Annotated in this window: 10 protein-coding genes (1 of these 10 running past the window's edge); 3 read left to right on the forward strand and 7 right to left on the reverse strand. The window is 60.4% G+C overall.

What is annotated here, in order from left to right; all coding sequences use genetic code 11:
- Positions 1–3,974, forward strand: the 3' portion of a protein-coding gene (locus ACVWXZ_RS11430) for a DEAD/DEAH box helicase (RefSeq protein WP_457441726.1). Its footprint begins 1,081 nt before the window's first position; 3,974 of the gene's 5,055 nt are visible here — the last part of the coding sequence; its start codon lies beyond the left edge, outside the window; it ends in the stop codon at positions 3,972–3,974.
- On the opposite strand, the gene ACVWXZ_RS11435 is transcribed toward ACVWXZ_RS11430, so the two are convergent.
- From ACVWXZ_RS11435 to pds, 3 genes are all read right to left on the reverse strand, one after another.
- Entirely contained in the window at positions 3,971–4,786 is an 816-nt protein-coding gene (locus ACVWXZ_RS11435; RefSeq protein WP_457402485.1) for an ABC transporter permease, read from the reverse strand. The genes ACVWXZ_RS11430 and ACVWXZ_RS11435 overlap by 4 nt on opposite strands.
- A gap of 75 nt (positions 4,787–4,861) precedes the next feature.
- Positions 4,862–5,749: a phytoene synthase gene (locus ACVWXZ_RS11440; RefSeq protein ID WP_414388869.1), complete on the reverse strand. Its 888-nt coding sequence runs from the start codon at positions 5,747–5,749 to the stop codon at positions 4,862–4,864.
- 156 nt (positions 5,750–5,905) lie between these two features.
- Positions 5,906–7,324 (reverse strand): 15-cis-phytoene desaturase, encoded by a 1,419-nt coding sequence (gene pds, locus ACVWXZ_RS11445; protein ID WP_457402486.1) that lies wholly within the window; start codon positions 7,322–7,324, stop codon positions 5,906–5,908.
- A 209-nt stretch (positions 7,325–7,533) separates the two neighbouring features.
- Between pds and ACVWXZ_RS11450 the strand changes: the two genes are divergently transcribed.
- Positions 7,534–8,772: a phosphoglycerate kinase gene (locus ACVWXZ_RS11450; RefSeq protein ID WP_457439663.1), complete on the forward strand. Its 1,239-nt coding sequence runs from the start codon at positions 7,534–7,536 to the stop codon at positions 8,770–8,772.
- Between the two features lie 123 nt (positions 8,773–8,895).
- Here ACVWXZ_RS11450 and ACVWXZ_RS11455 read toward each other — a convergent pair whose 3' ends face one another.
- The 3 genes from ACVWXZ_RS11455 to ACVWXZ_RS11465 form a co-directional block, all read right to left on the reverse strand.
- Positions 8,896–9,246 (reverse strand): DUF1257 domain-containing protein, encoded by a 351-nt coding sequence (locus ACVWXZ_RS11455; protein WP_414355711.1) that lies wholly within the window; start codon positions 9,244–9,246, stop codon positions 8,896–8,898.
- A gap of 124 nt (positions 9,247–9,370) precedes the next feature.
- Entirely contained in the window at positions 9,371–10,882 is a 1,512-nt protein-coding gene (gene ycf46, locus ACVWXZ_RS11460) for a stress-responsive protein Ycf46 (protein ID WP_457387285.1), read from the reverse strand.
- 198 nt (positions 10,883–11,080) lie between these two features.
- Positions 11,081–11,452: a hypothetical protein gene (locus ACVWXZ_RS11465; RefSeq protein ID WP_041436554.1), complete on the reverse strand. Its 372-nt coding sequence runs from the start codon at positions 11,450–11,452 to the stop codon at positions 11,081–11,083.
- A 178-nt stretch (positions 11,453–11,630) separates the two neighbouring features.
- On the opposite strand from ACVWXZ_RS11465, the gene ACVWXZ_RS11470 reads away from it, so the two are divergent.
- Entirely contained in the window at positions 11,631–11,837 is a 207-nt protein-coding gene (locus ACVWXZ_RS11470; protein ID WP_041436551.1) for a hypothetical protein, read from the forward strand.
- A 21-nt stretch (positions 11,838–11,858) separates the two neighbouring features.
- Here the strand turns inward: ACVWXZ_RS11470 and ACVWXZ_RS11475 are convergent, their stop codons facing one another.
- Positions 11,859–13,727, reverse strand: a complete 1,869-nt coding sequence (locus tag ACVWXZ_RS11475) for an ABC transporter ATP-binding protein (protein WP_457482527.1) — start codon at positions 13,725–13,727, stop codon at positions 11,859–11,861.
- Positions 13,728–13,989 lie beyond the last annotated feature (262 nt).

A 13,989-nucleotide genomic window follows, 5' to 3' on the forward strand; every position in this document is an offset into this window, starting at 1 on the left:
GCCGCGTGCCCCGGGCGCTTTCCGAAGTTGCTGCCCAACTGGCAGAGCTGACCAGCACTACCCCTGAGAGCTGCACCGAGTCCCTACGCCAGTTTCTGGCCCACGCCAGCAGCCTGCGGGAGGGCTCTAGCCGCGGCCCGGCCTTGAAGTTGCACCAGTTTATCTCCCAGGGCCGCACCCTCTATGCCACCCTGGAAAGTCGGGACAAGCGGCAGTTTTCCCTGGAAGGACAAGTGCAAGCAGGGGAAGGAAAGCTGTTTTTCCCCGTCAAGTTCTGCCGCCACTGTGGCCAGGACTACTACCACGTCCTCAGGTCAAAGACTCACTTCCTGCCCTATCCTCTGGGGGAAGAGGTTGAGGAAGGCGAAGACCAGCAGGCCGGCTACCTCAGCTTGGATCCCATTGACAACGAGTGGTCGCTGGAGCAGATCCCGGAAGATTGGTACACCCCTGAAAACCGGCTCAAACCCCACTGGAAAAAGCGCGTCCCCCAAGCAGTTTGGGTGCGCCCGGATGGCTCCTTTTCCGAGTACCCCCAGGCGGAGGCGCAGAAGATGTGGTGGCAGCCCCACCCCTTTTCCCTGTGCCTGGCCTGCGGCGAGTACTACAGTGAGCGGGAGCGGGAGTTCGCCAAGCTGGCTTCCCTCTCCAGCGAAGGCCGCTCCAGCGCCACCACCATCCTTGCCACCTCCCTGCTGCGCCATGCCGAGCAAACCCAGGCCGCTTGCAGCAAGCTGCTGACTTTTACCGACAACCGCCAGGACGCCTCCTTGCAGGCCGGCCACTTCAACGACTTTGTCCACGTGGCCCTTTTGCGGGCCGCGCTCTATGCTGCCCTGCAGGAGAAAAAAGAGCTGGGCTTTGACGAGGTGGCCCAGGAAGTGGTGCGGGCTTCTGGCCTGGAGCTTGCCGACATTGCCCAAAACCCGGCTTTGGATCCCGACTCGCCCAGTGCCGAGGAAGTGTGGCAGACCTTTAGCGAGCTAACCGAATACCGGCTCTATGAAGATCTGCGGCGCGGCTGGCGGGTTACCCACCCCAACTTGGAACAGGTGGGCCTGCTGAAAATCGAGTACCGCGGCCTCGGGGAGCTCTGCCAAAATTCAGCCCTGGCTTCCCTTCACCCCTGGTTTGCCCAAGCCAGCCCTGAGGAGCAAGAGCAACTGCTGCGGGCTCTGTTGGATCGGTTTCGGCGCAAATTGGCCATCGATGTGCCCGTGCTCAAGGCAGAGCCCCAGAGAAGGCTGCGCCGGCGCGCCCAGCAATATCTCAATGAGTTTTGGGGCCTGGAAGAGCATGAGGAGTTGCGGACGGCTCGCTGCTTTGGCCAGAACCCTTCCCGGGAAAACGGGCAAATGCTCAGCCTGGGCCCCCGCAGCACCATTGGTCGCTTCCTCCGCAGGCGCCTTGATCTGAACCAAGAAGCCTACGACAGGTTTTTGGAGTCCCTGCTGTCTCTCCTGGTCAGACAGGGCCTGCTACGGCGCCACGTGGAAAATGGCCAGGTAGCCTACCAGCTAGACGCCGGCTGTCTGCGCTGGTGTCTGGGGGATGGCCTGCCGCCGCCGGATCCTCTGTATTCCCGCAGCGCCCAGCAGGAGGGCTACACCTCTGTCCGCCGTCCCATCAACCCCTTCTTTCAGGAGCTCTACCGAGCCGGGGCAGCAGGGCTGGGATCCCTGGAGGCTAGGGAGCACACTGCCCAAGTGGTTCGGCCAGGAGAGCGGGAGCAGCGAGAAAGGCGCTTTCGCGGGGAGGATCAAGCTCGACGCCTTCCCTATTTGGTGTGCTCGCCAACCCTGGAGTTGGGGGTCGACATTGCCGATCTGGATCTGGTGCACCTGCGCAACGTTCCCCCAACGCCAGCCAACTACGCCCAGCGCAGCGGTCGGGCAGGCCGCCAGGGGCAGCCGGGACTCATCATCACCTATTGCGGGGCTTTCAATAGCCACGACCAGTACTACTTCCGCCGCCGCCCCGAGATGGTGGCCGGTCGCGTGCGCCCTCCCCGCCTGGATCTAGCCAACGAATCGCTGCTGCGCGCTCACATCCACGCCGTTTGGTTGGCTCAGGTGCGCCTGCCCCTAGGCAATTCCATTGAAACCGTCATCGACGCGGATCGGGAAGAGCTGCCCCTCAGGGAGACAGTGGCCCAGCAAATCCAACTTGAGGAGTCTGCCCGCCAACAAGTGAAGGAGCAGGTGCAGAAGCTGCTGGCCGCCGATCGCCAACTCCTAGATAAAAGCGGCTGGTTTAGCGAGCGCTGGCTTCAGCAGGTCATTGAAGAGGCACCCCAGGCTTTTGACCGAGCTTTCGATCGCTGGCGAGAGCTCTATCGGGCTGCCACGCAGCAGTTGGAAGCCGCTAACCGCCAGCTCCAGACGACTCGCCAAAAGAAAGACCAACAGGAAGCCGAGCGCCGCCAGCAAGAAGCCCTGCGCCAGCGCAACTTGCTGCTGCAGATTGGAACCCAGCGGGAGGAAAGCGACTTCTATCCCTACCGCTATTTGGCTAGCGAAGGCTTCTTGCCCGGCTACAACTTCCCTGCCTTGCCGGTGCGGGCCTGGGTGCCCCGCGGCAGCGAGGGCGAGTTCATCGCCCGGCCTCGCTTTTTGGCTATCCGCGAGTTTGCTCCCCACAACTTCCTCTACCATGAGGGCTGCCAGTGGGAAGCAGTGGCGTTTCAGGCTCCGCCCGGCGGCCTGGAGGAGCGCAAAAGTAGCCACAAGCTCTGTTTTAGCTGTGGGGCCTTTGCCGATCCCCACCTGGATTGCTGCCCCGTCTGCGGCACCCAGTTCGATGGGCAAAACAGCCTCTTTACCCAGCTTCTGGAAATGCCCAATGTGCGCATGCGGCGGCGGGATCGCATTACTGCCGACGAAGAAGAGCGGCGGCGACAGGGATACGAGCTGCAGACTTTCTTTCAGTTTGCTCCCGAAAGTTCAGGCTACCGCGTCCAGGAAGCCGACGTGCTAAGGGGCGAAACTCCCCTGCTGCAGTTGCGCTATGCCCCAGCCGCCACGCTGCTGCGCATCAACTCCGGCTGGCGGGGCAGTGGGGGGCGAGGTTTCCTGGTCAACTTTGACAATGGCGAAGTCCCTTCTCGAGATCAGCTTGGGGGCAATAGGGCTAGCTCGTCTAGCCAGATGTCCTTGCAGCCCATCCGCCTGGCAGTGCGCGCTACCCAAAACCTCTTGCTGGTGCGGCTGGTTCAGCCCAGCCTGGGGAATCTGCAGGCCCTAGAAACGACCCTGCGCTATGCCCTCAAGCGGGGCATCGAGGAGACCTTTGAGCTGGAGGAGACGGAGCTGGCGGCCGAGTCCATTGGCCAGGGATCCCATCGCGCCATCCTCCTCTACGAGACCGCCGAAGGGGGAGCTGGCGTCCTGCGGCGGCTGGTGGAAGAGCCCCATGCCCTTGCCGAGGTGGCCCAAGTGGCTCTGGAGATCTGCCACTTCCAGCTTTCGGAAGAGGGGATCCAAGATCGGCGACCGGAGTGCCGGGCAGCCTGCTACGAGTGCCTGCTTAGCTACGCCAACCAAAGGGAGGCCCTGCAGCTTGACCGCTATCAGATCCGGGATCTTTTGGGCCTGCTGGCCAACAGCCGCACCGAGCTGCGCTCCCTGGGTCGCTCCCGCCAAGAGCACCTGGAGTGGCTGCGCCAGCTCCTGGACCCTCGCTCTGAACTGGAGCGCCGCTTTCTCGAAACGCTGGCAGCAGGAGGGTATCGGCTGCCTGAGGATGCCCAGAAAGCCATTGCCGATCCCGACTGCGTCGTTGACTTCTTCTACAGCCCCAACATCTGCATCTTCTGCGATGGCCCAGTCCACGACCAGCCTGCCCAAGCGGAACGGGATCGCCAACTGCGCTCGCAGCTGCAGGGACGGGGCTACCGCGTGCTTGTTCTGCGCTACAACCAAGATTTGCAAGAGCAGCTGGCTCGCTACCCAGAAGTATTTGGCAAGGGCAGCTAGTCCTGCTGGTGGGAAAACAGATAAGCTCCCACAAAAGCCAGGATTACCGCCAAGCCGCCCAAAACTCCCACCGTGTACCAGGGAAACTCCGCAAGCGGCTGGTAGGCGGCTGCCCGCATGCCAATGCTGGCGTAGGAAAGGGGCAGGCAATAGACCAGCACCTGCAGGTAGGTCGGCAACTGGGCGGGATCGAAAAAGGTGGCCCCTAGGAAAGACATGGGCGTAATCAAAAAGTTGGTTAGCACGCCCACACTCTCCAGGCTGGGCACCTTCAAGCCAGCAATTACCCCAATGCCGGCAAAGACGGTGCAATCCAAAAGTAGAACCAACAGCGACAAGGGGTGAAGCAGGCCCCAGGCCCCCGTACCCAGCACCCCCACCGCCAACACCCCCAAGGCCGTCAGCAGGCCGCGGGCAATGCCCGCCAGCACCTTGCCCAGATGCAAAGACAAGGGGTGCACCGGCAACAGCAGCAGCTCTTCAAAGCTCTTGGTAAATAGCCGCGATCCACAGATGGAGAAGGTGGTGCCGGCAAAGCTGATGGTCATGGCGGAAAGGGCCACCATCCCCGGCAAAATAAAGCGCAGGTAGGAGCCTGCCGCCGTGGATCCCACCACATCGGCCAGAGCCTCTGAACGCAGGGATCCCCCCAAGCCCACCCCAAAGGCGACAATGTAGATGAGGGGGGCCACCAGACCTGAGGCCACCACCTGCCAAACTCGCCCCCGCAGATCCAGCCAGTCGCGCCAGAAGATGGTTAAACTGTCTTCCCAGATTCGCTGATAGGGTAGGGTCAGGGCACGGCTTACCATAGGTTTTCTTCGCTGTATTAGAGGCCTTCTTGTTTTCTGCTGCCGCGGCCGTGGGGAACTGCTTGCTGCTCCCTACTAGTAACCGTAGTAGTTGGAGCGCCGCGACCGCCACCAGGCCACCGGCAGCGCCAATGCCTTGCTGAGAGTGGACACGTAAGCGCGGGTGCGAAAAACCTGGTAGTGGTTGCGCTCGATGGCGTTGAGAATCTGCCGGTAGAGCATCAAGGAAGCGGCTACCGGCCAGCGGGAGTCCGGCTGCAGGGTAGGGATCCCCCGTTCCGCTTGGGCATAGAGCTCTCTAGCCCGCCGGATCTCATAGTCCATCAAAGCCATCCAGCGCTCGTCAATAACATAGTTAAACAGGTCCCGCTCGGAGTAGTTGAAGCGGCGCAGATCTTCCAGGGGGATGTAGATCCGCCCGCGGCGGGCGTCCTCTCCCACATCCCGCAAGATGTTGGTGAGCTGCATGGCGATCCCCAGCGCCACCGCCTCCTCGCGGCCATCCCGGCCCGGCACAAACCCCATGATCTCCGAGCACATCAGCCCCACCACCCCGGCCACGCGGTAGCAGTAGACCCGCAGATCTTCCCAGGTGGCGTAGCGCCGCGTATCCAAGTCCATGCTCTGCCCCCGCAGCATCTCGCGAAACGGCTCGATGGAAAGGCGGTAGGTGCGGATGGTGTGGATCAAAGCAAGGTCCGTGGGGACTTGCGGCTCGCCTCCCTGGAAGAGCGACTCCAGATGGGATCCCCACTGCTCCAGCTTGCTGCGGGTGACCTCCACCTCTGCCTGGCTGGCTTCCAGTCCATCCAGCAACTCATCGGTTTGCCGCAGCCAAGCGTAGATGGCCCAGATGGCCCGCCGTTTGGACTGGGGCAAGAGCAGGGATCCCAGGTAGAAAGTCTTAGCGTGCTTGGCCGTAATCTGGCGACAGAGGGCAAAAGATTGCTCAAGTGGACTCATCTGGCTATCTCCAGGAGCACAGGGCCAGGATAGAGAAGGAAGAGGAACGGCGAGGGCACATATCAACACTACGGGAAAGCGGACGCCGCGGATAGCCTAGAAGAGGTTGTGGGGAAAAGAAAGATTCAAAAGGCATAGGAGGCGGACGGCGGAGAGCTAGACCCCCGCAGCTGCCAGAGTTGAGGCCGAGACAGAAGCGCGTTGAAATGGGATCCCCTTGTTGATGGCCTCCGCCGCCCACTTGCCGGAGAGGATGGCCCCCTCCATGCTGCCCAGGAAGGGCTGTAGGGTGTAGCTGCCCGCCAAGAAGAAGTTGGGAATAGGGGTAACTTGAGTGGGGCGATACTGCTGTCTGCCAGGGGTAGCCTTGTAGACCGAGCGCGGCGTTTTCACCACCACCCACTTGCGCACGCGGGCGGGGTTGGGGCCGGTGAGGTGCTGGGGGAAGAGTTTTTTCAGCTCCTCCAGCGTGGCGGCAAAGATCTCCTCATCGCCGCGATCAATCCACTCGGCAGCCGGAGCCAGCACCAGCTCCAACATGGACCGCTCCGGATCGGCATAGGCCCGGCAGGTGTTGCTCATGTCGGCATACACGCTCAATAGCGGCGAGCGGGAAAACAAGGAGTGATCGATGTGAGTAATCTTGCGGTCAAACCAGATCTGCAGGCTAATTACTGGCACCCCCTCCAGTTCACGCAGCTTTTGGAAAAAGGGGATCCCTTGCCATTGGGGCGGCAGCAGCTCCTTGAGCGCGTCCACCGAAAGGGCCGAGACATAGGCATCGGCAGTCACCTCCACCGGCCCAGAGGGGGTGGCTAAGCAAAACCCGGCCACGCTGTTATCGAGGTTGAGACGAATGTCCTGCAACGCCGCCTTCAAATGCACTTCCCCCCCACGGGCGACAATGTAGTCCACCATCGGCTGGCAGAGCCGCTCTGGGGGAGCGCCGTCTAGGTAGGCAATCCTAGAGCCATCTTTTTGCTGCAAAAAGCGGTTCAAGGCCGTCAGGGGCACCATGGCCGAGATCTCCTCCGGGTTGATGAAGGCCAGGGCCTTGGAGACGGCAATGAAAATATCGGTGTTGACCCGCTCGTCAATACCCTGCCGCCGCAGCCATTCCAAGAGGCTATAGCGATCCATCTGCTCCACATAGCGCTGGCCGCGAATCATGGCCGGCACCAGCCCCAGGGCAAACTTCACCTTTTCCCCCCAGGTGAGCATGTCGTTGTTGCGCAAGATGCCGACAATGGCGTTGAAAGGAGCGGGAATATCCGGCAGGTCAAAGCGGGAATAGGTGCCCGGCTTGTCCGGCTGGTTGAAAATCAAGCTGTGTTCCTTCCACTGCAGGCGATCGGAGATGCCCAGCTCCCGGAACAGCTGCAACGTGTTGGGGTAGGCGCCAAAAAAGTTGTGCAGCCCCGTCTCGATCCAGTCGCCGTCGGCATCTTTCCAGGCAGCCACCAGGCCACCCAAAACATCCCGCCGCTCAAAGAGGAGCGGTTGATGCCCGGCATCGCAGAGATACTTGGCACAGGCCAGCCCGGCCAGCCCGCCACCAGCAATGGCAACACGCATGAGGGTAACGACAAAGCAACATTTTTATTCTATTTGCAAACCGTTACAATTGCCGGGGCCAAGGGGCAGACGGAAGGCCGACCCAGCAAAAGCAGCGGAACAAGGGGATCCCGAAGCCCATCTGTCTCACTGCCGGGATCCCAATCGCTGGTAGGATACATACGGAAGAAAAAGTAAAGATTTTCCGCAGTCCGGGGGGAAAGACAACGATGGCCAAACAAACACTGGGATCCCTGCTGTCATCCGGCTTTGATTTAAACGGCAAGCGCGTGCTGGTGCGCGCCGATTTCAATGTCCCCTTGGACGCCCAGGGCAACATCACCGACGACACCCGCATTCGGGCTGCTCTGCCCACCGTCCAGGCCCTCATCCAAGCGGGCGCCAAAGTGATCCTCGCCAGCCACCTGGGCCGCCCCGTCAAAAAAGACAAAGAGACAGGCGCGGTTAAGGTCGCCCGCGAGGGCAATAGCCTGGCCCCCGTGGCCACCCGTCTTTCTCAATTGCTGGGCCAGCCGGTTGCCTTTGCCCCCGACTGCATCGGCCCTGAGGCCGAGGCGGTAGTGAACCGCCTGGAAAACGGCCAGGTGGCCCTGCTGGAAAACGTCCGCTTCTACCCAGAAGAGGAGGACAACGACCCGGAATTTGCCCGCAAGCTGGCCTCACTGGCCGACCTGTTTGTCAACGACGCCTTTGGCAGTGCCCACCGCGCCCACGCCTCTACTGCCGGCGTTACCGCCTATCTCCAGCCTGCTGTGGCCGGCTACCTGGTGGAAAGGGAGCTGCAATTCCTCTCCGGCGCCATCGAGAATCCGCGGCGCCCCTTGGCGGCCATCATCGGCGGCTCCAAAGTCTCCACTAAGATCGGCGTCATTGAGCGGCTCCTGGAAAAAGTGGACAAGCTCCTGCTGGGCGGCGGCATGATCTTTACCTTTTACCAAGCCCAAGGGATCCAAACCGGCAAGTCTTTGGTGGAAACCGACAAGCTGGATCTGGCCCGCTCCCTGATGGAAAAAGCCAAAGAGCGGGGGGTGGAGCTGCTGCTGCCGGTGGATGTGGTGGTAGCCGATAGGTTTGACAAAGATGCCCAGGCCCAGACCGTTTCCATCCACGCCATCCCCGAGGATTGGATGGGCTTGGACATCGGCCCGGAATCGATCAAAGCCTTCCAGGCTGCCCTGCAGGGGTGCCAAACCGTGGTCTGGAACGGGCCGATGGGCGTCTTTGAGTTTGACCGCTTTGCCGTGGGCACAGAAGCCATCGCCCGCACCCTGGCCGATCTCACTCAAGCGGGAGCCACCACCATCATCGGCGGCGGCGACTCGGTGGCAGCTGTCGAGAAAGTTGGCCTCGCTGACAAGATGACCCATATCTCCACCGGCGGCGGGGCCAGCCTGGAGCTATTGGAAGGGAAGGTGCTGCCCGGCATTGCCGCTCTCACAGAAGCGTAGGTTCCTCCTTCGGGTCGCAGCCCCTCCAATCCAAAAACCAAGCCAAAAAGTAGGGGCTGGATTCAGCCCCTCCTAACTTTAGTCGGTGTAGATCGCTGCAGCGATGGCGAGACAGGATCCGGCTTAGTGCATCACCACTTTAACGTTGGCGTTGTTCAAGCCAGGACGCTTCACCTCGGCCAAGGTCTTGTTGACGGCGTACTTCTGGTTGATGGAGTTGATCAACTCGGTCTGGTTGTGCTTCTTGGCCACGCCCCACAGATCGGCGATCAGGTCGTAGGAACCGTCGGGATTCTTCGACCAGCCCAGATCGTAGTCGCCTTCCAACTGAGCCACGATGTCAGCGCGAACACGCTGGCCGTTGTAGCCACGCACGTCGGCGTTCAGCTTAACGGTGTAGCCGAGATCGCGCAGAGAGTTGATCAGGATTTGGCTATCGGTGATCTTGGTACGCAAGGTGCTAAAATGAGACATGGTGTTTCTCTCCTGTGTGTAGGGGTTGGAACATCAACACAAACAATGGGCACTGTTCTTTGGGGAAGGTTTGGGCCCTGCCGTCCCTGCTTCTGTCAAGGTAGCTTTGGATCCTCACCTCCTCCTAGAACTCCAGCCGCTGGTACTCGGCTACAGAGGCCGCTGCAGGCCGAGCCCGCTGCTGGGCCCATTCCCTCAACGCTACCACTTGCTCCGTCATGGTGCGAGATAGCGGTTGAGTTGCTTTCGTTGCTGCCAGAATGTCCAGCTGGGTAAACTCACGGTTCTGGGCAAACGCTTCGTACATGGCAGCAATCAAAACTTGTTCGATCTCTGCGCCGGAGAAGCCCTCACAGGCGGCAGCTAGCTGGCGCAGGTTAAAGCGGCTGATATCGCGCCGCCGCTTCTGCAGGTGGATCCGAAAGATCTCGATGCGCTCGTTGATGTTGGGCAAGTCCACGAAGAAGATTTCGTCAAAACGGCCCTTGCGCAAGAATTCGCCCGGCAGACGGTCCACACGGTTGGCGGTGGCCATGACAAAGACCGGCGAGCGCTTCTCCTGCATCCAGGTTAGGAAAGAGCCAAAGATGCGGCTGGAGGTGCCCCCGTCAGAATCGCTGGAGCCTGCTGATCCAGCAAAGGCTTTGTCCAGCTCGTCGATGAAAAGGATGGCAGGGGCGAGAGATTCAGCAGTTCGCAGGGCACTGCGCAGATTCGCTTCCGATTTGCCCACCATGGAGCCATCATAAACGCGGCCCATGTCCAGACGCAGCAGGGGCAGGCCCCAGAGACGGGCAGTGGTCTTGGCGATCAGCGACTTACCGCAGCCAGGCACGCCCAGGATCAGCATACCCTTGGGTTGAGGCAGTCCATAGGCGCGGGCCCGCTCAGTGAAGGCCTCAGAACGTTGCAGCAGCCAGCGCTTCAGCTCTTCCAGACCGCCCACGGCGTCGATGGTCTCATCCTCTTCGATAAACTCGAGAATGCCGTTGCGCCGGATCAGTTGCTTCTTCTCAGAGAGGATGATGTCTACTTCTGCCTCGGTGAGGCGACCATGCATCACCACAGCCTTGCGGTAGACTTTTTCTGCCTCGTCCTGCGTTAGGCCCAGGGCCGCCTTGAGCAACTTTTCGCGGGTATCAGGAGCCAAAGGCAGGGAGCGCGGGATCTGCTCCAGCTGGCGGTTGAGGGCGCGCTCCAATGTGGCCATGTCCGGCAGGGGGAAGTCCACTACGCAAATGTCTTTCTCCAGCTCGACCGGGATCACCTGCACCGGCGACATGAGCAGGATGGTTTTGTGGGATCCCTTCAGGCTGGCAATAGCATCCCGCAGCCAGCGCTTCACCTCGGTGTTGTCCAAGAAGTCATGTAGGTCTTTGAAGACGCAGATGGCGGGATCCTTTTGCTCCATTACCCACTGGATGGCGGGCTGGGGGGATTGGGTGTTGTGCTGGGTGAGGCTGCGGGGGTTGCCGTATTCGACGATGCCGTGGGTAACTGTCCAAATGAATAGGCGACGCTGAGGCTTAAGGGTGCGGGCAATTGCTGCCAGAGCCGCTTCTGCCCGTTCCTCCTCTGGAGTCAGCAGGTACAGCAGTGGGTATTGAGCTTGAATGAGGATGCTTAGCTCTTGCATGGGAAACACCAACTGCAGAGGGGAAATTTCAGGAGCCGCCAGAACGGTTGAAAAATGGGGTTCGAGTTGCCTAGGTATTGGATTGCACTTGGGAGTACGCCCTTGTTGGATGGATTTTGAGAGGATTTTAGAAGCCTTCTGTGTTGCTGTCTGCTCCTATCAGCTCAAGTTCCTGAAGGGGGCCCGCTTGGGAGCGTTCTAGCAGGGTACCAGAGCATCCTGCCGTTGCTCTTCCGAGCCAGCAGCCGATCCCCAGTATTCTGGCTCCACCTCTTCAAGGATGGCTTCGGCAGCCGATGTCTGGTGCAGGGAAACCACCTCTCCATCGCGGATAACAAATGGGTGACTACACTTGGGACATTGATGGACACGATAGGCGCTACCTTGTACCCCTTCAATGACCTCTGGGTGAAGCAGATAGAAGGTAATGGCCTTCTCTGCCACTGCCGACATCGGCTCCCGCTCCACGGCAGCCCGAATCTTCAGATTCCGGTGCAGCTCAGGTGAGAGATACAGGGTCACCTTCTGCTTGGACTCTGTGCCTTCCACTACCTCTGGCCGATGATTCATGGCTAACCGCTTTCTTTGAATTGCTTGCCAAACTTGGGGCCTATCATAGCCAGTCTGCCGGCTTGACGGCAAGTTTTTAACAATCTGTAACAAACAATTTTCTTGATGGCCCTCTGTGGATACCTGCGGCTGGGGGAGTAGGCTAGGTGGAAGACAAGGAGCGGAATGTCCAATCCCTATGGAACGCTTGATCAACACCCTCAGCAAAAATTTCTCTAGCTGGGGCCGCCGTGCCCTGGTGCAGGCCAGCGATGGTTTGGCCAGCTTGAGAGACACTGCCGTGGATAACGGCAATCTGTTACTCTGCAAGGCTCGCATCGCGTTCGCGGATGCCAGCTTCACCACCCTAAAGGCAATTCGGTCTCGCTTTGGCGCCAGTCGCTGACGGTTGGGCAGAAGCACCCTGCTAGCCGCCCAGATCTTGCAGCCGATAGAGGCTGGCATAGAGCCCGCTGAGGGCCATGAGCTCGGCATGGGATCCCTGCTCTTTGAGTTCCCCCCGCTGCAGAACCAAGATGCGATCCACATCGCGGATGGTGGAAAGGCGGTGGGCGATGATCAGGGCGGTGCGATCCCGCAGCAGGGTGTCTAGAGCGGATTGCAGGAGGGCTTCGGTGCCCACATCCAGGCTGGCGGTGGCTTCGTCCAAAACCAAGATTTTGGGATCCCGCCACATGGCCCGCACAAAGCTGATAAGCTGTTTCTGGCCGCTGGAGAGGTTGCTGCCCCGCTCTCGCACAGGGGTGGCGTAGCCTTGGGGCAAATTGCGGAGGAAGTCATGCAGGTTGAGTTGGCGGGCGACCTGCTCCACTGCCGCTAGATCTGCCTTCTCTCCTAGGGTGATGTTTTGCTGGATATCCCCGGAAAACAAAAATCCATCCTGCAGGATTACCCCTAGGTGGCGGTGCAGCTCAGCCTGGGGGAGATCCCGAATATCAACGCCGTCAATGCGAATGGAGCCGTGGGTTACGTCATAGAGGCGGCAGAGCAAGCGGATGATGGAGCTTTTCCCGGCTCCCGTGGGCCCCACCAGGGCCACTTTTTCTCCGGGGCGGATGGTGAAGGTGAGGTCTTTCAGCACCCACTCCCCGGGGTTGTAGGCAAACCAAACGTGCTCAAACTGCACCTCTCCCTTAGCATCGGGGGGTAGGTGGCGGGGCTGAGCGGGATCCCGGATGGCGACCGGCAGGCTGAGGATGGCGTCGATGCGCTCGACGGCGGTGAACCCCGCCTGCAGGGCGGTGAACTTTTCCGCCAACTGCCGCAGCGGGTTGAAAAACCGTTGCGAAAAGAGAATAAAGGCGTAGAGGCTGCCAAAGGTGAGGGGTTCCCCGGGCAGGGGCAGGGATCCCGTCCATCCCCCTCCAAGTGAGCCCCTACCGGTTGACATCACCTGCTGCCCGCCCACCCAGAGCAGGGCCGCCACGGCCAGCCAAGACACCCACTCCAAAACGGCAGAAAGGGCAGAATCATAAAGGATGGTTTGATCCACTTCCCGGATGTAGCGGCGGTTCATGGTTTGAAAAATCTCGCTATTGAGCCGCTCCCGCCGAAACAGTTGCACCACGGTAATGCCCAAGATGTTCTCCTGGATCCAGGAGTTCAGCTTGGAGAGTTCTTCGCGCACGCGAAAGTTGGCATCCCGAAAGCGGCGCTGCAACTCGAGGACAACAGCGCTGATGGGCAGGACGATGAGGATTAGCAGCAAGCCCAGATCCCAGCGTTGGCTGAGCATGACCACCGCGATCACCCCCAGAGTAAACAGGTCGCTGACAATGCCGACGGCACCGGTGGAAAAGACATCTCCCAGGGCTTCCACATCGTTGGTGATGCGGGTGATCAACTTGCCCACCGGGGTGCGGTCGAAAAACTGAGCCGGCAAGGCCAGAATGTGGGCGAAGAGATCGTCGCGGATGTCGCGGGTCATCAACTGCCCCAGCTTTTGGCTGACATACCCTTCCAGGGCTTGGAAGAGCCAGCGAACCAGCACCGTCAGGATCAACAGCCCCACATAGAGCCAAAGGTCGGAGAGGATCCCGGCCTCACCTCGTTCCAGCGCTCGGGCAATGGGGCCATCCAGAGCCCGCTGTAGGATCAGAGGCTGCACCGCATCCGCCAAGGCCAAAGGGGGCAGAAAGGCCAAGGCCGCCAACACCAGCCTGAGGTGCCGACGGGCATAGGGCCAGAGCAGCCGCAGCAGCCGCCAATCGCTTTCTCGCCGCGGGCGGGGATCCCTACTTAAATCGGTATCGGGGGGAGAGGCGGCAAGGCTCACAGGCTTACACCCGAGAACAACAAAGACAACTCATAGAGAGCACTGATCTACTCTAAGCGCTCTCCCTGAGGGAGAGGGAGTTTGGGATCCGCAAGGGTTTCCTCACCATTGGGAATGGCTATAGCTGCACCCCTAATGGCTCTGGGACGGACGGAAAACTGGCCGCTTCAGCTAGAAATCGCAGGAGCCCCGCACTGTACCCGTAGGGTCAGTGCCGGGAGGAATGCGCTTTGATGAAGTACAATGGACTTATGAGCCAAGT

Source organism: Thermostichus sp. MS-CIW-38, assembly GCF_054058415.1.